The sequence below is a fragment of the Nitrospiraceae bacterium genome (assembly GCA_019637075.1).
In the GTDB taxonomy this organism is placed as follows: domain Bacteria; phylum Nitrospirota; class Nitrospiria; order Nitrospirales; family Nitrospiraceae; genus JAHBWI01.
In genome coordinates, this window is sequence record JAHBWI010000005.1 from 237,048 (window position 1) to 258,911 (window position 21,864).

At 61.3% G+C, this 21,864-nt stretch carries 18 protein-coding genes; all 18 read right to left on the reverse strand.

The genetic code is table 11. The annotated features are described in order from the left end of the window. Nucleotides 1-184 precede the first annotated feature (184 nt). A complete protein-coding gene (gene rfbD / locus KF814_14830) occupies nucleotides 185-1,033 on the reverse strand; it encodes a dTDP-4-dehydrorhamnose reductase (GenBank protein MBX3237421.1) in 849 nt (282 codons plus the stop codon). After that, the gene (gene rfbB / locus KF814_14835; protein MBX3237422.1) at nucleotides 1,018-2,049 is read right to left on the reverse strand and encodes a dTDP-glucose 4,6-dehydratase; all 1,032 of its coding nucleotides are present in this window, start codon (nucleotides 2,047-2,049) and stop codon (nucleotides 1,018-1,020) included. The genes rfbD and rfbB overlap by 16 nt, the downstream gene beginning before the upstream one ends. Then, a complete protein-coding gene (locus tag KF814_14840) occupies nucleotides 2,050-2,784 on the reverse strand; it encodes an NTP transferase domain-containing protein (GenBank protein ID MBX3237423.1) in 735 nt (244 codons plus the stop codon). It abuts the gene before it with no gap. Between the two features lie 176 nt (nucleotides 2,785-2,960). Beyond that, nucleotides 2,961-4,121: a polysaccharide biosynthesis protein gene (locus KF814_14845; protein MBX3237424.1), complete on the reverse strand. Its 1,161-nt coding sequence runs from the start codon at nucleotides 4,119-4,121 to the stop codon at nucleotides 2,961-2,963. 144 nt (nucleotides 4,122-4,265) lie between these two features. Next, nucleotides 4,266-6,203, reverse strand: a complete 1,938-nt coding sequence (gene asnB, locus KF814_14850; GenBank protein ID MBX3237425.1) for an asparagine synthase (glutamine-hydrolyzing) — start codon at nucleotides 6,201-6,203, stop codon at nucleotides 4,266-4,268. 37 nt (nucleotides 6,204-6,240) lie between these two features. Then, complete coding sequence (gene lhgO / locus KF814_14855; protein MBX3237426.1) at nucleotides 6,241-7,443, reverse strand: L-2-hydroxyglutarate oxidase; 1,203 nt, start codon at nucleotides 7,441-7,443, stop codon at nucleotides 6,241-6,243. Nucleotides 7,444-7,589: 146 nt separating this feature from the next. Next, nucleotides 7,590-8,672 (reverse strand): glycosyltransferase family 4 protein, encoded by a 1,083-nt coding sequence (locus KF814_14860; GenBank protein ID MBX3237427.1) that lies wholly within the window; start codon nucleotides 8,670-8,672, stop codon nucleotides 7,590-7,592. Nucleotides 8,673-8,724: 52 nt separating this feature from the next. Beyond that, nucleotides 8,725-9,543, reverse strand: coding sequence for a glycosyltransferase family 2 protein (locus KF814_14865; GenBank protein MBX3237428.1), 819 nt, complete (start codon nucleotides 9,541-9,543; stop codon nucleotides 8,725-8,727). 9 nt (nucleotides 9,544-9,552) lie between these two features. Continuing rightward, on the reverse strand, nucleotides 9,553-10,626 hold the full coding sequence (locus tag KF814_14870; protein ID MBX3237429.1) for a glycosyltransferase family 1 protein: 1,074 nt from the start codon (nucleotides 10,624-10,626) through the stop codon (nucleotides 9,553-9,555). Next, entirely contained in the window at nucleotides 10,623-11,735 is a 1,113-nt protein-coding gene (gene rfaQ, locus KF814_14875; protein MBX3237430.1) for a putative lipopolysaccharide heptosyltransferase III, read from the reverse strand. Before rfaQ ends, KF814_14870 begins: the two co-directional genes overlap by 4 nt. Before the next feature lie 11 nt (nucleotides 11,736-11,746). Next, complete coding sequence (locus KF814_14880; GenBank protein MBX3237431.1) at nucleotides 11,747-12,850, reverse strand: glycosyltransferase family 4 protein; 1,104 nt, start codon at nucleotides 12,848-12,850, stop codon at nucleotides 11,747-11,749. Between the two features lie 5 nt (nucleotides 12,851-12,855). Then, nucleotides 12,856-13,671, reverse strand: a complete 816-nt coding sequence (locus tag KF814_14885; protein ID MBX3237432.1) for a glycosyltransferase family 2 protein — start codon at nucleotides 13,669-13,671, stop codon at nucleotides 12,856-12,858. Between the two features lie 66 nt (nucleotides 13,672-13,737). Continuing rightward, a complete protein-coding gene (locus tag KF814_14890) occupies nucleotides 13,738-14,511 on the reverse strand; it encodes a glycosyltransferase family 2 protein (protein MBX3237433.1) in 774 nt (257 codons plus the stop codon). Beyond that, nucleotides 14,501-16,744 (reverse strand): LTA synthase family protein, encoded by a 2,244-nt coding sequence (locus tag KF814_14895; protein MBX3237434.1) that lies wholly within the window; start codon nucleotides 16,742-16,744, stop codon nucleotides 14,501-14,503. The genes KF814_14890 and KF814_14895 overlap by 11 nt, the downstream gene beginning before the upstream one ends. Before the next feature lie 39 nt (nucleotides 16,745-16,783). After that, the gene (locus tag KF814_14900; protein MBX3237435.1) at nucleotides 16,784-17,656 is read right to left on the reverse strand and encodes a hypothetical protein; all 873 of its coding nucleotides are present in this window, start codon (nucleotides 17,654-17,656) and stop codon (nucleotides 16,784-16,786) included. A gap of 23 nt (nucleotides 17,657-17,679) precedes the next feature. Further along, nucleotides 17,680-18,492, reverse strand: coding sequence for a hypothetical protein (locus tag KF814_14905; GenBank protein ID MBX3237436.1), 813 nt, complete (start codon nucleotides 18,490-18,492; stop codon nucleotides 17,680-17,682). 33 nt (nucleotides 18,493-18,525) lie between these two features. Continuing rightward, nucleotides 18,526-19,722 (reverse strand): glycosyltransferase family 4 protein, encoded by a 1,197-nt coding sequence (locus KF814_14910; GenBank protein MBX3237437.1) that lies wholly within the window; start codon nucleotides 19,720-19,722, stop codon nucleotides 18,526-18,528. A 4-nt stretch (nucleotides 19,723-19,726) separates the two neighbouring features. Further along, nucleotides 19,727-21,847, reverse strand: a complete 2,121-nt coding sequence (locus KF814_14915; protein ID MBX3237438.1) for an LTA synthase family protein — start codon at nucleotides 21,845-21,847, stop codon at nucleotides 19,727-19,729. Between the last annotated feature and the right edge of the window lie 17 nt (nucleotides 21,848-21,864).

Below are 21,864 nucleotides of genomic sequence, written 5' to 3' on the forward strand. Positions count from 1 at the left end.
ACCGGTCTTCCGCGGATGGTGATAGACAGAATGATGCGACGATGCAGGAGCAGGTGTGAATGTCGGGCTGCACGCCCGGAGTATAGAGAAAAGCCGAAGGTTCCACAAGAACGACATCATTCCGAGGCATGTCCTGCCGCATGCTTCAACGAGCGCCGATCGAGAAAAGAAACCGATCCGCTGATTAGGAGGCGGATACTCCGACCGATACCGGCTGGAGAAATCGCTTGAGCGCATCCTCCCATGTCGGCATACGCAGCCCCAACTCCAGATGACGATCCGACGCCAGCACGGAATAGGCCGGTCGCCTGGCGAGACGGCCTGCTTCGGCCGTCGTGATCGGCTCGACCGGCACGGACCGCCCGGAAAGGGAGACGATTGCAGCGGCAAATTCCCGCCAGGTGCAGGAGCCGGAGTTCGCCACGTGAAGAATCCCCGTCACCGGCCGATCCAGGAGTTGCCCGATGACGGCCGCCAAGTCCCCCGCGAACGTGGGACAACCGCGCTGGTCCGCAACGACCTTCAACACGGGCCGTTCGGAGGCCAGTTGCAGGATCGTCTTCACGAAATTCTTACCGTGACTCCCATACAGCCAGGCGGTACGGACGACCAACGCATTGCGGCACATCCCCAACACCCGTTCTTCTCCGGCCCGTTTCGAGGCTCCATAGACGCTGACCGGATTCGGAGCGTCCTTCTCCACATACGGACGGTGCGCCCGCCCGTCGAACACATAGTCGGTCGAGATATAGATCATTCGAGCACCGACCTGCTCTGCCGCTCGGGTCACCCGTTCGGTGCCCGAGGCATTGATCGCCATGGCCAACTCGGGATTCCGTTCCGCCCCGTCGACATCGGTATAGGCGCCGGCGTGCACGATGATCTCCGGTGCCGCATCCAGCATCGCGTCGGCGCAGTCCGGCTTGGTCAAGTCGAACGCCGGAAGATCAAGAGGAATGAGTTCGTGCTTTGCCAACACCCGCTGCAACTCATGACCCAGCTGTCCCTGTGCCCCCGTCAGCGCGATTCGCATGCCGTCCCCCGCTGCAAGCGCTGCTGGTACTGTCGCTGATAATATTCCTTAAACTCACCGGACTTAATGGGCTTCCACCACCGCTCATGCGTCCGGTACCATTCCACTGTCTGCCTGAGTCCTTCCTCGAACGGCACTTCAGGCCTCCAACCCAATCCCCGCAGACGGGTGCAGTCGATCGCATATCGCCGATCATGGCCCGGCCGGTCCTCGACGAAGCGAATGAGCGTCCGAGGCTTGTCGAGCGCCGCCAGAATCTGGTCGGCCACCGTCACGTTTTCCCGTTCGTTCCCGCCGCCGACGTTGTAGATCGTGCCCGGCGCTCCCTGTTCGAACGCGTGCTGGATGCCGGCGGCATGGTCATAGACCGACAGCCAGTCGCGGCGCTGTTTTCCGTCTCCGTACAGCGGGAGCGGTTCGTTCTCGATCGCATTGGTCACGAACAGCGGGATGAACTTTTCGGGATATTGGTTGGGCCCATAGGTGTTGCTGCCTCGCGTGATGACCACGGGAAAGCGATACGTCGTCCAATAGCTCAGGACCAACAGATCTCCGCCCGCCTTACTGGCGGAATAGGGACTTCTGGGCTCCAATCGGTCCTCTTCAGTGCTACTCCCCTGCTCGACGCTCCCATAGACCTCATCGGTACTCACCTGAAGGTAGCGCTGCACGCCCTGCTGACGCGCCTCCTCGAGCAAAATACCCGTCCCCACCACGTCGGTCCTGGCAAAGGCACCGGGATCGAGGATGGAGCGGTCGACATGGGTCTCCGCCGCCAAATTGATGATTCCCTCGATGCGATAATCCCGCAGCACCGCGCGCACGGCCGGCTGGTCGCAGATGTCCGCCTGCACGAACGTATACCGCGGATGCGCCGCGAGATCCGTCAGGTTGTTCAGGTTGCCCGAATACTTCAGCGCATCGAGATTGACCACGCTGTGCCCGCCGTTCTCGATCAACCGGCGCACGAGATGGGACCCGATGAAGCCGGCACCGCCTGTCACCAGAATTCTCATCTACACATCCATTCGGTTCGCGCCGGTCTGCGCGACCAGCTGGTTGGCTTGGTACAGGGACTCGATCGTGCCGGCGTCGGTCCACCAGCCCTCAAGCCCGCTCCACGTCAATTCTCCCCGTTCGATGTAGGCGTTATTGACGTCGGTGATTTCCAGTTCGCCGCGCCCGGATGGTTTCAACGTCCGCACGATGTCGAACACCTTGGCATCGTAAAAATAGATTCCGGTGACCGCATAGGAAGACTTAGGTTGGGCTGGCTTCTCCTCGATCTTCACCACCCGGTTTCCCTCCAACACCGGCACGCCGAATCGCTGGGGATCCTTGACCTCTTTGAGCAAAATCTTCGCGCCGGTTTTCTGGGCCCTGAACTCCGTGGTCGCCTTGGCGATGTTGCCCTGGATCAAATTATCCCCCAAGACCACGCACACCGGCCCCTGATCGGCGAAATGTTCGGCCAGGCGTAGGGCATCGGCAATTCCGCCTTCACCCTGCTGATAGGTGTAGCTCAAATGCTTGAGCCCAAACTCCCTTCCGTTCCCCAGGAGCTTGAGGAAATCTCCGGCGCTGTTGCCTCCCGTCACGATCATCACTTCCAGAATCCCTGCGTTGACCAGGCTCTGGATCGGGTAATAGATCATGGGCTGGTTATAGACCGGGAGCAGGTGCTTGTTCGTCACTTTGGTGAGGGGCAACAGACGGGTTCCCAATCCTCCCGCCAACACGACGCCTTTCATTTCGGCACCTCATCTCCTTGGTGCAGTCCGTTCGCCCTGGAGCCAGTGCCCGGCACCGGGCATGCGAACGAGCCCCTGCGCAATGTTCTTGAAGAAGGTTTTCGCATGAGACGGTCGCGTTGCATACAGACTGAAGACAGGACAGGGTCAGCGGTCGGCTGTATGTGGGTCATCCACTATGGGCAGACTTGGAACGACGAAGGATGGAACGTCGGGACAAGTTTCTGTAGGAGCGCCGTCGCGCGGTCTGCCTCACCGTTATGGCAAGACCGTTCCACCTCTCGCAGCAGTTCCTCATCCAGATTCGCAGTCTCCACTGACAGGCTGACCGCCCGTTTCACCTTCAGATGCACGGTATTTTCGACCACCTCGCCCTCGTCGTACAACTGTTCGGCGAGTTTTTCACCAGGCCGCAGACCGATAAAATCAATCTTAACGTCGCGCCCCGGTTGCAGACCAGACATTTCGATCATGCTGCAGGCAAGATCGACGATGCGGATCTGTTCGCCCATGTCGAGGACGAAGACCTCCCCGCCCTGCCCGAGTGTGCTGGCTTGCAGCACCAATTGCACGGCTTGAGAAATGGTCATGAAATACCGTTTGACCTCGGGGTGCGTCACGGTCACCGGACCGCCTCGCCGAATCTGCTCGGCGAACAGCGGGACCACGCTGCCGCTGCTGCCGAAGACATTTCCGAATCTCACGGCGGAGAGTCTGGTCTCAGCGCCATTCATGCTCTGGATGATGCGTTCCGCCACGCGCTTGGTGGCGCCCATCACGCTCGACGGATTGACCGCCTTGTCCGTGGAGAGCAGCACCACCCGCGCCGCCCCCACCGCCACAGCGGCCTCAGCCACGATACGGGTCCCGATGATGTTGTTTCTGACGGCCTCGAGAGGGAACTGCTCCATGAGCGGGACATGCTTATGGGCCGCCGCGTGAAACACCACATCAGGCCGAACTTGCTGAAACGCGGCCGCTACGGTGTGAGGCTGAGTGATGTCGCCGAGCAAGGGCACAACCGTCCCGCTCGAAAGTCGCTGGCGCAGATCACGTTCGAGATGGTAGAGCGCGTTCTCCGATCGCTCGAAGAGAACGAGGCGATCCGGAGCCTGTTGGGCAATCTGCCTGCAGAGCTCAGCCCCGATCGACCCTCCGGCTCCGGTCACCAGCACCCGCTTCCCCTGCAAAAACGATGGGGCAACTATTGCAGGCTTAGGCGAGAAGCTGGAGTCCAGCAAGGTGTCGGCACTAAGGGATGGAGTGCTCAGCGTGCTCGCCTCGGCCCGATGGCGGTCGATAAATTGCTGGACCTGTTGGAGAAGCGTGCTGTCCACGGAACGCTCGAGCCTCCGCCACATGTCGCTGGTTCAGGAATTGGAACGCGAGCGCGCCGTCGAGCCACGCAGCTCAGCAGAACTCCTGATCCTGTAGCAGATTGGAGGGAGAAAACTCAACACCCGCGGGCCAACCGTACGCGGCTACCGCGGCAGCCAGGCCTGGAACATCAGCACGTCCCAGAGGTGATACTGCCAATTGGCGGCACCGGACAGATGCTGAATCCACTTTTCCCTGATCGGAGCGGGATGGAAGTAGCCTTCGCGCCGCAACCGGCCCTCGTCGAGCAAGTCCTCGGCCCACTCCCGCAAGGGGCCGCGCAGCCAGGAATCCAACGGCACCCCAAACCCCATCTTCGGCCGTTCGAAGAGCGGCGGCGGAACATAGCGAGCCAGCATCCGTCGCAGCAGATATTTCCCCATATCGCCGGTGCGGATTTTGAGGGAGAGCGGGAGGCGCCAGGCGAATTCCACCAATTCGTGGTCGAGAAAGGGAATCCTCGCCTCCAAGCCCACCGCCATCGTGGCCCGATCCACCTTCACCAGCAGATCGTCCGGGAGGTAGGTAACCGAATCGAGATACATCATCCGCATCGTGAAATCAGGCAAGGTCGGCCAGCGGGTACGGTCAGTCAGCAGCGTGACAGGCTCCTTTCCGCCGATCACGATCTCCTCCGGATCCTTCCAATGGGACACAAACCCGAAATACAGCTGATCCAGATCGCCGACGTCCAATGTCTGGGCCAGTTTGTACAGCTTCTCCCCCGGCACCTGTACAGAGGGCAACAGGCCGGCAAATCGTTGGAACCATCGATCCCACCCTTGCGGCGAGATCATTCTGATTGCGCGGGCCCCCCACGGGCGGGCGGCCGACGGAATCCATCCAATGCGGTGCCTGAGTGTCCGTCCCCAGAAATACCGGTTGTACCCGCCGAACAGTTCATCCCCCCCATCGCCCGACAGCGCCACCGTAACGTGCTGCCGTGCCAGTTCCGCGACCAGCGTCGTCGGCACCTGGGATGCGTCCGCGAACGGCTCGTCGTACAGAGTCGGCAGCCGGGGAATGACGGCCAGGGCCTGTTCCGGCGTCACGTACAATTCGGTGTGTTCGGTTCCCAGATGACGGGCCACCTCTTGTGCGTAGGGCGCTTCGTTGTACTCGGGTTCCTGATAGCCGATGGAAAAGGTACGAACCGGCTGGGTGCTCTCTGCCTGCATCAACGCCACAACCGCCGAGGAATCAATGCCGCCGGACAAGAAAGCCCCCACCGGCACATCCGCCACCATCCGGTTCCGGACGGAGCGTCGAAGCCGATGGTCTAATTCCTCGACGGCCTCGGCTTCGCTGCCCTGGAATGGATGGCCAAGCCCGCGCTCGACACCGCTGTTCAGCGACCAATAGGCACGGGATGGCGGCATCGTTCCCGGACTCATCGTGGGCCGCGAAAGTGTCACCCAATGCGCAGGCGGAAGCTTTGCGATGCCTTCATAGATGGAATACGGTCCGGGGATACAGTTGTGGCGGAGCAGGAGCGTCAGGGCAGAACGGTCCACGGATCGATTGAAGCGCGGATGGGCTCGGAGGGCCTTCAACTCCGATCCGAACAGAAACTGCTTCCCCATCCAGCCGTAATAGAGCGGCTTCTCCCCCATCCGGTCCCTGGCGAGCATCAAGGCCTTCGCCTCGCGGTCCCACAGCGCCAGCGCAAACATACCGTTGCACCGAACGAGGGTCGGCTCCAGTCCCCACCGCTCGATACCAGCCAGAAGGACCTCGGTGTCGGAATGGCCTCGAAAGCGATGCCCTGCCGTTTCGAGGTCTTTTCTCAGCTCGGCAAAATTGTAGATCTCGCCGTTGTAGACAATGACATAGCGACCCGACGCAGAGCGCATGGGTTGATGGCCGTTGGGCGAGAGATCCAGGATCGAGAGCCTGGCATGTCCCAGGGCAATCCCGCTGGCCGGATCGCGCCAGACACCTGCATCGTCCGGCCCCCGATAGCGAATCGCCTGCACCATCCGATGGATGGTGTCTTCGGGTTCCGGTACATCCAGGCTGAGAAGGCCGACAATGCCGCACATGCAGCGGGAGCTCCGGATTCAGGTGTGAGGACGGGACCTATCCCAGCTTCATCATGCCGACCACGTGTTCGGCGAAGGGGAGCGAGGAGGTAAAGGCCGGCGAGACGGCATTGAGGACATGGGTTGATCGAGGGCCAGGCTCGATGACGAAGTCGCTCAGCAGATCGGCCGTGCGGGTATCGATCAGTTGGGCGCGGATGCCCGGCTCCTTCCCCGGCAACAGATCGGCCATTTCGAACCCCACGCCGAGCGCCTCGGCCTCGCGGTAAAAACCGCCCCTGGTCAGCTTCACCATTTCCGTCAACGCGATCGATCGGAAGTGGTCGCGGTTGCGGCCGAAAAGCCGGATCAAATACTTGAGCATGGTGAGTCCATCGTGTAGGGTCGCGCCGCCGAGTCCGCGGTATTGCTCTCGTCCCAGCAAGGGCAGCGCCGAGGGACCGATCGTCACCTCGCCTTCCGGTCTCCGCGTAAAGTGCACGCCGAGGAATGGGTTACGCAAATCAGGGACCGGATAAATATTCCCTCGCACTTGAAGTTTTGACTCCGGCCGTAGGCGATAGAACTGCCCCCGGAAAGGAAGGATCTGATAGTGAAGACCGACGCCGTAGACATGCGCGATGCGATCGGCAAAGAGCCCGCCGCAGTTGACGAAGTGGCCGTGGGACAGGATGCCTTGGGAAGTCCGAACAGCCCCGTCCCTATCACGTCCCTGCCAGGCACAGCCAAAACGGAACTGGACGCCCTCGTTCTGCGCATCGAGCACCATAGCTTCCATGACCCGCTGGGGATTCACCACCGCCGTATCCCTGACGTACAGCGCATGCTGCACGGTTTTCGCGCAAGGCTCAATTTCCTTCAGCGCCTGCTGATCGACCAAGTCCACGCGGACGCCGTTGGCTTGCGAACGCGCATACAACTCCTTCAGCGCCGGCAGTTCAGATTCGGTCCTCGCGACGATGACTTTACCGTAGGCGTTGAGCTGGATCGATTTGTCCTGGCAGTAGGCCCGCAGGCGTCGATTGCCTTCCACGCACAGCGTCGCCTTCAGCGTGCCGGCCTTATAGTACACACCGGCATGGAGGACGCCGCTGTTGCGCCCGCTTGCGTGGAAGCCTGCAGTCGGCTCCTTTTCGATCACAGTCACGGAAGCGCGATGCCGGCGACGCAGTTCACGGGCGATGGCCACACCGATCACGCCGGCACCGGCGATCACAAAATCACTCGTCTCTCCCGCCATAGATTCTTTTCCCCCCGCTCACATCTTGATTCACCGCGTCCGGTCCGAACTCGCCTCAATACCTGCACCTGATCTGAGCATAGGGTCCCGATGCTGTCAAGGAACTCTCGTCGTTGATCGAATCTGTCTCGATCGCGCGAGGCCCATCACCGTTCCAATGCTCGCCGGTAGGCGGCCACGGTTTCCACCGCCGTCCGGTCCCAGGTAAACGCGCCTGCCCGCGCAAGGCCACGCTCCCGCAGGTCAGTGCGTCGAGCAGGCGATGTCAGCAGGTCCTCCAGGGCGGCCGTCAACTGTTCCGGCTTCCGTGGATCGAAGGTCAGCGCGCTGTCGCCCACCACTTCAGGGAGCGACGACGTGTTGGAGCAGACCACCGGAATTCCGCAGGCCATTGCCTCCAGCACCGGCAATCCGAATCCTTCATACAGCGACGGAAAACAAAAGATCGTGGCGGCCTGATAGAGCTGAATCAACTCCGTATCCGACACCACGCCCACAAGTCTCGTCTGCGATTCCAGGCCGGCCCGTTCAACCGCCGCCCGAATGTCCGCACGCTTGCACACATCCCCGGCCAGGACCAGGTCGACTCCGCCGCGTACGTCCTGGGACAATCGGCCGAATGCGTCAACCAAACACCCCACATTCTTCGTGGGATCGGACCCGGCGACACACAACACGGACGGCTTTCCCTCCGCCTGCCCACCGGCCAGCTTGAATCTGGTCGAGTCAAATCCCATCGGCGTGACGGACACCTGATCAGGGCGCAACGGGAACCGCGCGAGAATGTCCTTCCGCGAATGTTCCGAAATCGTGATGACTTGGTCGATCTTCTTCCAGCGATCCCCAATCAGCCAGGCCTCGAAGCGGCTGGTTAGGTTTGTTTTCGAGCGAAGTTCAGGAAAGAGGAGCGGCTTGATGTCGTGGATTGTAGTGACGAATCGCCCTCGCTTCCAAACCACGCAGGAATCGTAGGGAAAGTGCAGCAGATCGAATCCGCCGCTGAGCCAGGGCGCCACCTGCTCCCAGAACCGGCGTCGGAAGAAGGGAAACCGCACGATTCGATACTCGAAGTTCGGTCTCGCCTGGAACGGATGGGTCGGCGACGGAATGAGAATCCGATACTCGTTCGTCCGATCGACACGGCCGAGCGCATCGATCAGCTCCCGGCAATACCGTCCGATCCCGACGTTTTGATTCTTGAGGTGCCAGGCGGCAATCGTGATCTTCATGCACGGCCCGGCCGGTATTTCACCAGCACGCCCGCCGCCCCGTTGCGGCCCCTCATGAGCACCCGATCGGCGCTCTGCCTGACGGCGGAAGCTTTTCAACGAGCGTATGGCCGAATCGATGCAGCTCTGATCGCCGGACCCATTTGTTCCTCAGATCGGTCCAGCGTCGTTGAAACCAATTTCCACGGATGGTCCGCCCCCACTTGCGCGTAAAGTGTGCCATGTTGTGATTCCAATACTGATTGGTTTCATGCCGTGCCACGGCGTCCTGCGTCACTTTTGAAAAATGATGAATCAGCGCCGAGCCGGTCATCGCCGTCAAAAAGCCGGCGGCGGTCGTCCTCCAGAGAAAGTCCGTGTCTTCGCAGCCGCCGTACTCGAACCCTTCATCGAAGAGTCCAATCCGGTCGAAGACCTCGCGCCGGATCAACATGCAGGGCGCGTACAGCTCACGCCTCACCGCTTCCGCGCAGGCTTTGGTGAAGGTCTTGGCATATTCGGGCAGATCATAGTCAAGCAACCCCTCCCGCGCAGCGGGACAGGCAATGCCCAACTTTTCCTTATCCATGAAGGCCAGGAGCGCTTCCAACCATCCCGGCGTCACCAGAATGTCATTATTGAGAATCCCAACCACCAACCCACGGCTTGCCATGATTCCCTGATTCCAGGCTTTGGCGCATCCAAGGTTGGTCGGGTTCAAAATGGTCGTGGCATCGACGGTACGCAGGTAGTCGGCAGTCCCGTCGGTCGAGCCGTTGTCGACCAAAATGAGTTCGACATCCGCGGGCGAATGTCGCTTGATCGAATCGATGCATTGCCGCGTGTAGCCCAGTTGATTGTAAAGAGCGATGACCAAACTGACTGATGTCACGGGAAACCTCTAAAGCATTTTCCGACACAAATCCAGCATGTATGTGGCTCGCCGGGCCGACGTATGGTGGGCAAGCACATGGTGATAGGCGGCGTGGGCCAGCCGGTTGCGTTCCCCTTCATCGTCGCGAAGGCGCCGAACCCATTCCACCAGATCTCCGAGGTCAGGACGGCAGAAGATCGCATGCACGCCATGTTCGAGGTTGTGAGGAATGAGGATATCCGGCACCTCCGAGATCAGCGGAATTTTCGAAGCCGCAATCTCCCAGTAGCGCAGGGTGTCGAATCCGCCCCCTCGGACAGAGAGGGCCGTCTTAGACCGGGCCAACAGTGCGCGATAGCCCTCACGTCCGAACTTCGTGATTGATCCCTGCCCCGGAGGATCGCCTCGCAACTTGGCGGCCATCATGCCGAACCAGGAATCGGTCAGTTTGGAGGCCCGATCCGTCGATTCGGCATAAATACCCCCTTCGAACCGGATGTCGCGAGCCTCGCGCAGGAGCCTGACGGCACGGACCCGCTTTCTATGGGAGGCGCGGCCTACGAACGACACGTCGACATCGCGGGCCAGGTCGGGAAGCGGTTCAAGCTCGGCAGACGTCACCGAAAACGGCAACGGCTGCACACGCCCTTCCAGCGGCGCCAACCCTTCGCCCGCTTGAGCCCTCCGTTGCTCGTGACCGGTTGATACACTGCTCAACGGAAGTTCTCGCTTGAAATAGAGGCCGGCATGAATCACCCGAGCCAAGTCTTGCCTGATCCGCCGGTCATCCTCTCCATCCAGCAACACAACCGGGGGCAGGGCCACGCAACCGGCAAGATCCCGGCAAGCTTTGACGGCACCCTGCCGCGGAGAAGACACGATGACCAAATCTATGGCCCCTTCGCGAATGAAGCTCGCCTGTTCGTCCAATGCCAGCTCACACGGACGGCTGGATAATGTTCCCTCGGGCGGTTCCGAGTGATAGATAGGCTTCCGGGGAAAGTCGATCACACCCTCCCGGCCAATGACGGCGCACAGACCATCATAGATTTGGTCGGCGAGATAATCCTGCCCCGCATCCGTGAGGTACAGCACCTTCATCCGATGCTCGGGTCGGAGCTATTCGAAACACCTTGGGAGGGAGCCGCGTTGTTCTCGCTCCCTCCTTCGGCCGGTCCCAATCGCCCCGGTCTTCGCCCCAACAGCCTGTCCGCCGCCGCGCAAACCTCTCCCACCCCGATCTGTCTCAGACAACTGTCATCGCCCCGCAGGCAGGTCGGATGAAAGCAGGCACGGCAATCCAGGCCCTTATACAAAATCTCCGTCGCACCGCCGCGCGGCCCCCATCGTTGGGGATAGGTCGGTCCGAACAACGCGACGACCGGTGTTCCCACCGCGGCAGCAATGTGCATCGCGCCCCCATCGTTGCCGACGAACAGCACGCATCGCTTCAGCAAGGCGGCAAACTGAAGCAGCGTAAACCGTCCCGCCACAACCACCGAAGCCGAGCGGGCCTCGCGCGCGACGGCCTCCGCCACCGGACGCTCCCGATCATCCCCGCCCAACAATACGCGAAATCCATACCGCTCCGCCAAATGATCGGCCACTTGCGCATAACGCTCCTGCGGCCACACCTTGAGTGAGTATCGGGCGCCTGGCTGCAACAACACCATCGGCACCGCACGATCTCGAACCGCTTCGCTGGTGCGTAGCCACTCCTCAACCACAGCTTCATCGGACGACGATGGATACACGCGGGGCTGCCCCGGCTTGGGATCGAGACCGATCTCCCTCAGCGAACAGAGATCGTACTCGACGCGGTGGGAATCTGCCGGCCGAGGTTTCGCAACGGAGCTGTAAAGCAGCCCGCGCCAACGATGTTCTCCGTTGAACCCGACTCGCACCGGCGCCCCGGTCACGAGGCTCAGCATGGCGGACCGATCACCGTCCGTCAGGTCGATGACACAATCGAATTGCCGCGCCCGAAGCTGGCGCAAGAATTCGATCTGCGCCGCGAGCGGCCCCTTCTGGACGAAGAGCACGTGGTCCAAATCCGGATTGTTGGCCAGCACCGCCTCTGTTCCCCGATTGAGCAAGATCGTCAATCGAGCGGAGGGATAGGCTTGGCGTATCTCGTGAAGGACAGGAGTCGACAGCAGCACGTCTCCGATATGCCGCAATTTGATGACCAGGATGTTCTGAAATGACATCGATCGATCCGTCAGGAGCACAGGGTCCGGTACAACGCACTGGTTCGGACCGCGGCATCGTGCCAGGTAAAATGCGTGGGGCGTGCGGCCCCGCGTCGGCGAAGGTCGTCACGCAGCCCCTCGTCCGCCAATACCGCCACGATCGCCTGCCCCAATGCCTCGGGGTCTTCCGGGTTCACCAACAACGCGGCGTCTCCCGCCACTTCCGGCAGCGCGGTTGTCGAAGACGTAATGGTCGGGGCCCCGCAAGCCATCGCCTCGAGTACCGGCATCCCGAAGCCTTCATACAGCGACGGAAAGACGAACACATCCGCCAAGGTGTAGAGCACACGGAGATCATCCCGATTCATTCTGCCGGGGCAACACACGAGCGACTCGAGCCCGAACTCGTTCGCCGTCTTGCGATAGCTCCCCATGGCATGCTCCGGATCACCGACCAAGACGACCGCCCGCCCCTTCAACTTGTCTCGACAACGGGCGACGGCCTGAAGAAAGCCGCGATGGTTCTTCCGTGGGTCGGCCCCCCCCACGAACAGGAGAAACCCCGCTTGCGGGAGTTCCAGCCTGCGTCGTACGTCGGCGCACAGCGCTTCATCCCGCACAGGCGCAAAGTCTTCGGACACGCCGTTGTGAATCACCACGATCCGTTCGCGCGAAACCCCGTACAAGGCCTCGATCTCACGCGCGGAGAACTCCGAAACCGTCACGACCGCCCGTGCCCGCCGTGCCGTATCCCGAGCCCGCTGGGTGGAGGCCGCCTGCCCGAACACCTTTGGGGAGTATTCCGGATGCCGCACCAGCCATAGGTCATGGATCGTGACCACGCCACCGCAGCGGCCGGTCGTATGCATTTTGAAATTGGGGCCGTGATACAGATCGAGCCGATCCCATGCTCCACGCCAGCGCATCAGCCAACGCGGCACTTCCATCCATTCGATCTTGTCCGAGCTCGCCCACCCTGCCGGCCGACCATCACGGAGAACCCCGGGCCGCACGTACCCGATATAGCGCAGTTCATCCGGCAAGAGCAGCAGATTCTGCAGAAGGTGGTGCGTGTGCCAACCCACCCCACCCTTATCGCCGACAATCGAGGACGCATCGATGCCGATCCGCATCGACCTTACGTGCCCCCTCTGCCTTCCAACCGGACCTGACTTGCCGGAAGCCTGCCTGCCTCACGGTTTGCCTGCAGCCGCTCCCAAGCCTTCGCATACTTCACGAACGTGTGCAGCCCAGCAAACATCGCGACGATAATTCCATGAACCCCGTCGCGATACCCGCCCCGCATCACATACGTCTTGAAGATCGTCCCCACGTGGTGGGCGGCGATCGCCCAGGCTGAGATCGCGCGGGCATGTTTGAGTTTCTCGTCCGCGCCCAGCGTCGTGTACCACATCATTTTTCTGACATGGTGCCCGATGGTGGGCATGCTGAAATGCACGAACGGTTCATGCAGCCGGACGATTCGCCCGTCAACCGTCAGATGTTCGTGCAGGCGCACGTCGTCATAGCGGCCGGAAGATTTCCGAAACAGACGTAGCTGATAGTCCGGGTAGATCCCCCCGCCTTCGATCCACTTCCCATAAAAGAAGTTTTTTCGGGGGATCTCGTACCCGCCGACGTCGTCGGCCGGTCTGGTCGCCAGCAATGTCTGAATCTCGCGCTGCAGGGAATCAGTCACCCGCTCGTCGGCGTCGACGATCAGGATCCAGTCGGCAGAAGCCTGATCCATGCCGAAATTCTTCTGCGGTCCGTACCCGGGCCAGGCCCTGACAAAGACGCGGGCGCCCACCTGCTCCGCAATCGCCACGGTCCGATCGGTGCTTTCAGCATCGACGACGATACGCTCGTCCGCCCAGGCGACCGAGTCGAGACAGGCTCGGATGTTCGACTCCTCGTTCTTGGCAATGATCACCGCGGCCACGGTCATGGGCATGAGCGCTCCTGCATCGGATGGTTCATGGTCACCCAAGCCCGCCTGACGTGTCGGTACGACGGACCTCTATGACTGCTCCCGGCATAGTTCCCAGAATTTGGCGTATTTTAAAAACGTGTAATAGGCATAGAGGCCGGAGAGAATCAATCCCGGCACGCCGTCGCGAAATCCCTGTCGCTGCAGATACATTTTGGCGAACGCACCGAGCGGATGACTGATGAGCTGGTGCGTGGAAAACCGACGCCCCTGTTCCTTCAGCCGACGCGACATCAAATCCGAATATCGATCCTGCTTTCTCAGGTAATGGTCGATATCCCGAAAGGGATATTGGAGCGCCGGCTGGGTCAAGTACCCCACCGGCCCGTCGCAATCGAAGCTCTCATGCACCAGTTCCTGCCGATAGCGCAGCCGGCTCTTTCGAAAGAGTTGGGGCTGGCGATAGTCCGGATACCATCCGCAATGCCTGATCCACCGCCCCAGAAAATAATTCTTCCGCGGGACGAAATAGGCGTCGGCCTTGGGCCCCTCGTCCAATACCCGCCGAATCTCATCGCGCAGCTCCGGCGTCGAGCGTTCATCCGTATCGAGGCTGAATATCCAGTCGTGCGTCGCGTGGGCGATCGCCTCGTTTCGCAGCCGCCCAAACCCGTGGAAGGCATGTTGGTAGACCTTCTCGGTAAACTCGCGACTGATGGTCGCGGTCGCGTCGGTGCTGTGCGAGTCCACGACGATGAGTTCGTCCGCCCAGCGCACGGATTCCAGGCAAGCCCGCATGTTGGGCTCGTCGTTGAACGCGATCACCACGACCGACACTTTCGGCCCGTTCACGTTAGAGACCATTTTCGAATTGTTTCCACGACCAAATCCGATTCTTCTCCAACAGGGTATGGGCGGTCACCAAAAGCGCCTTCGTCCGGCGGAGCCGGTCGGCGATATCCGCATCGACAGCGTTTCGGTCAGTCGGTAACGAGGCAAGATTCAACGGCACCGTCTGTACCTGATCCCGCACGACGGAATACAGCAAGAGCCCGTCGGCATCGGCCAAGCCGATCTGGTGAATGCCGCACAGCAGCGCCACATTGTTGACCATACAGTCGCCGGACACCAGACAGCTCAGGTCTCGCCCCACGAATGCGGCCTGCTTCGGAGCCAGCCCGGCCAATCCCAGCACGGTCGGGGCGATGTCCACTTGGCTGCCGATGGTCGTGACCACACGCGGCCGGTAACCGAGTTCCTCGCGAAGCGACGGGTCGGCCCACAGAAACAGCGGAATCGTGTGATGGCCGACGAACTGTTCCGCGCCCCCTCGGCCGACCCGCTCATGCCGTCCGTGATCCCCAAGGATCAACACCACCGTGTTCTCGAGCAGGCCATCCTGCCTCAGTGCGTCGAACAACCGTTCGAGTTCCGCATCGACATACCGGAGCGTCGGAACATAGGGATCGGGATCGGACCGCAAAGCCGCCACATCGGGATGACGAAGCGGCACATCGTACGGATGATGGGTGTTCAAGGTCAATGTCGTGAGAAAGTACGGGTGCGTTCCGGATCGCAAGCTGCGGATGCGGTCGGCCATGAAATCAAACAGCGCCCCGTCGCTGATCCCAAGCCCCAGCCGCTCCGCATCGGCCGGAAAGCGACTCTCATCCAGAAAACGCTTCACGCCATTTCGACCCAGGAACAGCGCGGTATGGTCCTGGTGATAGTCACGGTTGTAGCCCAGCACCATCTCCGTCTCGTAACCGGCCCGCTCCAGTACCGAAGGCAAACACAGATACTCATGGGTGTAGCGGGATTTGATCGGGGATCGGCCGTAGCCGGAATAGAAAGAGCACAGAGTCGAAAAAATACCATGGTGCGTCTTGTCGCCGGGCGAGAAGAAATTCTCGAAGTAGAGACCGTCCGCGCCCAGACGATCCAGAAACGGGGTCAGCCGTATCGCCCCTGGTTGATCCGCCGGCAGGAGGCGACCCAGCCCGTCGCGGTAGAGTTCCGTCACGTCGCTGTCCGTCGGAACATGCGGCCGGTAGGTCTGATCCACGCGTACGGATTTCCCGAGAAACCGCCGATCAAGCCCTTCGATGAAGAACAGGATGACGTTCGGCGGCTTCCGAAGCGTCCGTCCGCGCGGCGCTTCCCGCTTGCGCACGAGGGGATAGTCCTCCGACACGAACTCCTGACCGTCTCCGAGGGTCGCACGGGCCAGACGAATCGCTTCCGGTACCTCCATGAGCGCTGCCACGCGGCTGGCCGCATTGCCCAGCCTGGTCGAGTAGCTGCCGTAAAGTACATCACCCGTGTACCACAGGGGATTTTGAGCCAACAAGTAGTAGGCGGAACTGGGGATATCAGCCCGCGCGATGGACCAAGGCCCCATGGGATGGAACCCTGAAAAGCCGATCAGGACTGCCGCGAATGTCCCGGTGACGGTGCCGGTATGGCGAGCCGACTCTCGTTGCGCGAGGAACGGCGCGAGGACTCTGATAAAGAATGCGCGCCAGCAGAGAAACACCCCTACCTGTGCCAGCGCAAACCCCAGGACCCTTGGTCCCCACTTCGCAAGATCGCCGGCCTCTGCTTGGGTCTGCTTGCCGGCCTGACTCACCATCTGAGCAGATGATGCTGTGCCCCCCTCGCTCACAGACTTCGACAGAACATCCTCGAGATATTCGAAAAAGACAAGGTCGGGATGCTGCCGATTGTAGGTGTAGTACCCCATGTCGATCAGGAGGAAGAGGAGGAAGAACAGGCCGAGGACGGAGGCCGCTCCCCGTAGGATTCGAACCAGGAGCCTGTGCGGAAGATGGGCGCGGGATATTCGTCCGATGCCCCAGACCGGCAACCAGATACAGACCGTCGCCAAAGCCGCAAGGAGAATGGCGAGACTCGAGACGGTGAGGTCGGCACGAAACCCCGTGGCTAAGGTGTGCAGGAGTGTCCCGGCATCGGCCGGTTCAACCGCAAGGGTATCCGGCAACAGCACCAGCCGGTGAGCCTGCTGCATCAGGAACAGCAGTCCCCACCAAAAGACCGCCACCCTCGCCAGCGACCAACGCTCTCCCGACCCGACCATGCGTCTCCATTCACCTTGTCCCGCAGGACGTTCCACTCCCTAACAGCCCGCCGCCGCACAGGTCTGTGAGCCGTCGCGCACCAATCCGTCGTCGGTCATCGTGAGTCCGAGCCCTCGCAGGTAGCGCTGCACATCCTGATTGCGTTCGACCGCCCGCGCATCCTCCGGCGTCAGGAACGTCTTCCATCGCTGATCGAAGTAGTGAGCCTGCTTCTGCTTGATCCACTCGTAATCTTGCTTTTGAGTCCCATGGTGATCGCGATGCCAGTACTCGAGCTGCGACGGTTCATAGGGCAATCCGAGCCAGTCCATGGTGCGCTGCACCTGCACAGCCTGGTCCGTCGCCAGCTCTTCGTACGTGCAAAGGAGCGTATCCGTTTGCCGGCGATGAAGAAACTCCGTAATGCGTTGGTTCTCGGCCAACCACCGGTAGAGATAGACCTGAGTTTGCGGCATGGTTGCCAGCGGCAAGGCCCGGTGGGGGAATGCCCGCAGCGCTTGCCACCGCTGCTTCAGCTGACCCGGCCACGCAGGATAATACAGCGCCCAGCGTCGCAGCAGCGCTCTGGGATCCCGTATCAAATGGAGGTACTTGATGGCGTATCGTCGATCGTCGACAAATCGCCCCGCCCAGGGGAGGCGTTTACTGTTATCGACCAGGAGGCTGATTCCGGCCCCGACACGTGAGAGCACGATGTCGTACACCTGATCCACCTGCTCGGGGGCGATTCCGCCCAAGAGTCTGCACGCATCAAGAGAGCCGCAGGTGTGACACGTTCCACGATCCACGCGCTTGCGGAGATGATTGACCTCTCCGATATGCACTGCGCGACTGTGGCTCCCCACCAGCAACGAAAGAAAATGGGAGCCGGCGTAGTTGGTCGAGAGGATATAGAGAATCGTTGGTTTCATACGTATCGGCGACAAGTGAGCCGTCACGAGTTCTGCCGGCCTGTCTCTTTCCTCACGCGCAACCACCGCGCGTGGGCTAAGGGGGCAAACTCTTCGTGACGCAGGGCCTCCGTTTTGAGCGCCTGCCACCAACTTCGACGCTTGCGGATCCCTCGCACGTCACAATAGGCCGAGACCAGCCTGGCTGAATCCACCGGGCGGAGACGGGCCAGCTCCACGACACGTCTCCCCAATTTGACCAAATCACCCACCGCCCTGGCTTGGGAGAGAGCCGCGACCCGACTCACCCCATCCAAATCAATCAGGCAGGCCTCGCCGTTCGGCAGTAGTCGAATGTTGGAGGGCTTGAGATCCCGATGCGCGAAGCCGGCGTGATGCAGCGAGCCGACCAGCCGCCCGATCGCGGCAAACCGCCCCACCCGGCCGCCATCCAATGCAACCAGGTCCGCCTCCCCTACGATCTCCTCCGTCACCAGATAGTTGGGTTTCGGCGGCAACCCCGACTCGGCAACGCCCCATGCCAAGGGACACGCGGTCCTGACCCCGACAGACTCGAGCGCCAGCGCCATACGCCCGGCCCGCTCCGCCTGAGGCCCACGCCCCAACATCTTGAGTGCCTGCACCCATCCGCGCGGGCGCCACCGTTTAATGACCAGGCCGTCTACCAAACCGACCGTGCAGGCATCGGAGTCTTTCAGCAGGATCGCCCGACCAAGCGCGCCATCAGGATTCTGCAAGAGGGGCGAAAGTCTGTGATCGAACCCTGACGAGCGGACCGACCACAGCACCGAACCGAACCGAGCGGACCGATACACGCTTGTCGATCGTTCAGGCACAGCTCGCTCCCCGTCGAGCACCGGGCATCGAACCTAGGCAGGACACAGCGCTTCGGCCTGCGCACGGCGAGCCACGATCTCGTGATACAACCCGAACAATTCTCTCGCATGGCGACGCATCGACAGGACTGAGGCCAAATCCGAAGCCTTGGCCGACATGGCCCCGAGGACGCGGTCGTCCCCTAACTGCTGCAAGGCGCGGGCAATCATCGGAACCTGATCCGGCGATTCGACGACGAACCCCGTTTCTCCGTCGCGAATACATTCGGACGAACCGTCGAACGAGGTCGTGACGCAGGGCACCCCGAGCGACAAGGCCTCCAACACGGTGCGGGAGCAGGGATCGTTATATGTCGGCAGCAGGCAGGCATCCGAGGCCCAGTAGAGTTCGGCCACATCATCCCTGCCGCCGAGAAACTGCACCCGATCCGCCAGCCCCTGCTGCTGCGCGTAGCGTTGGTAATACCCGATAGCGCCGCGCCCGACGACCAAGAGCCGCCAGCCCTGCCCCTCGGATAGGGCCATGGCGTCCATCACGCGAGCCAAACCTTTGCGTCGGAAATTGTGACCGACGAAGATGGCGACCCGCTCCTGCGCTGCGATTCCGAGTCGCCGCCTATAATCCAACCGAATCTGCCGTCGATTCCCGGCCAACGGTTCCCGCACCCGGACTCCGTTAAACACTCGACGAAGCGACCGGCCCGACAGCCCGTAGGTCCGTTCAACTTGCCTCCCCACGTAGTCGCTCGGCACCACGACCAGCGGCGGATTGGCACCGCTGAGCAGGCGACGCTCCAGCCCGATCAACAGCCGATCCTTTCCATGGAACAGCTGACCGGCCTGCTTCAACAATCGCGCGACCAACCCGCGCCGGGCCGCCACCGTCCGCTCCTGCCCCACCCGGACGAGCCCGCCCCGCGGCTGATAGACATCGCAACGCAAGCAGGGACGGATGGCATGGACGATATCCCATCGCCCGCCTGCCACAAAGTGATCGGCGCGCGAGACAAAGTTGCGATATTGCAGTTCATCGGTCCAACCCTCCATGCCCAGCGCGTGCACGTGCACACCGGCGGGAACATCGGCGCTGGTCTGCGTGATGACATGCGCCTCCACACCCAGGGCTGCAATCTCCGTCAGATAGTCGGCAGCGGATCGTTCCATGCCTCCGCGATTGGGGTCCAGATGCTCGATCAGGAAGGCCAGCTTGATGGGTGTGTCGGGAGCCATATCGTTACAACCGTTGACCGAACTCCCGCCAAGACCAAATATGATTGGAATCCAACGCCACGTTTGCAACCTCGTAGAGCGCCATCAGTTCCCGATAGGGCGGAAGCGAGAGCAATCGATCGGCCCCCCGCCATTCCTGGCGCAAGGAGAAATCCAACCCCACGTCCTGGAGCGTTTCGGTCCGGAAGGAATAGACGACCACGCCCTCGCGCGACACATGACCCACGAGGTTGTCATACACACTCGACACATAGGCACGGTTATCATCCAGGCAGTCACGCACCAGGGTACAGGACAGATCACGGCCGACGAAAGGGGCCACCGCAGGCAGCAACCCTATCAGCGCCAATGCGGTCGGCGCCACGTCGACTTGACTGGCAACCGTCGGAACCGTGCGAGGACGATAGCGATCAGGACTGCGAAGCGTGGGATCCACCCAGATCATGAGCGGCGCGGAAAAATGCCCCACCGCCCGTTCCACATCCGTCTTGCCGATCGCTTCATGGCGCCCGTGATCCCCGAGCACGAAGAGGACCGTGTTCCGGAGCAGTCCCCTTCCGGCCAGATCCGTAAACACGCGCTCGAGTTCCAAATCCGTATACCGAAGGGCCGCGACATATTTATCGTCGACCAGCTGCTGCAGCCGCTGCACGTCGGGATGATTCGAGGGCGCCGCGAACGGATGGTGGGTCGCCAGCGTCAGCGTCGTGAGGAAAAACGGCTGTTGGCTCCCCTGCAGCCGCTCAACGCGTTGAGCCCACAGATCGAACAATGCACCGTCGGCCAGCCCCAGCCTCGTACGCTCGGCATCGGGAGGAAAATCGCCCTCGTCCAATAATTGATGCAATCCGTTCCGTGACAGGAATGTCTGGAGGCGATTGAGGTCCCGATGCTGCCCGATCACCATCTCGGTGCGGTATCCGCCCCGCTGGAGCAAGGACGGCAGACAGAGATAGTCGTGGGCATAACGCGTCTTCATCGCCGCCGCACCCTGCCGCGGGTAGGTGCTGCAGAGGGTCGCGAACAACCCTCGCGAGGTCTGCACACCATTGGAGAAAAAATTCTCGAAATAGACGCTGTCGCTCCGCAACCGGTCGAGGAACGGGGTTCCCTGGATGCCGTTGTAGGTCTGTCCCAGATATCGGCGGTCCAACCCTTCGATGAAGAGAATCATCACATCCGGCTGCCCCTTGAGCCGAACGGCGCCGGAGTCGGGCCTCACCGGGCGGACCAATGGGTAGCGAGCATCCAACACGCTGCCTTCGGCTCGAAGCATGTGCTGCGTGGTCCGCAGGGCCTCCTCGTAGGGAATCGCGTCGAGCCCGGCAATCCGTTCCTTGGAGTGGCGAGAGGTGAAGGCCACACGGAACGCTTCAGCCGCAAAGAGGAGCGGATTCTGTGCCAGCGTGTAGTAAACGGAACTGCCGATGTGCGCGATGCGGATTCCGTAGGGGCCGGTATGGTGAAACCCGGCGCCTCCTGCGACCAACCCGACGCAAAGCAAGGCGTTCGCCTGGAAACCCGACGCCGGACGCCAGCGAATGATGGCGGGTCGGACCGCCGCCGAAAACAGCCACCACCACAATCCCACCGCAATGCCCTGCAACAGGAAGAAAGAGCTTACCCGTACGGCCCACTTGGCGCCTTCGCCCAACTCGGCGCCGGTTTGCTTGGCCGCCTGATCATTCGTTTCCGACGGGGTTGAGGGCGACGTCAGCAAATCGCCCACGTATTCCAGAAAGACAAAATCCATATGCTGCCGGTTGAAGGTGTAGTACCCCATATCGACACAGAGCAGGATGAGCAGCAGAAGCGCCAACGATACACAGGCCGGTTGCAATGCCCGTTGAAACAGCCGTGCCGGAGCCGCTACCGTACCGCGGACTCGCTGCCAGCCCCATGACAACAGTGTCCCGAGACCGGCAAGGATCAGCGCCAGTACCAGCGCAGATGTCGCGGAGATGAAATCTCCCCGCAATCCCACCACGAATGTGTGCAGGAGGAGAGGAACGGTGGGCGTTTCCTGGGTCCAGGCGTCACGAAGGAGAAATAGGCGTTCGGCTACCTGCAGAACTACGAAAAGAATCCACCAAAACAGCACGCTTCTTCTGATCGTACCAGCCATCGCTGTTCAACGGATTC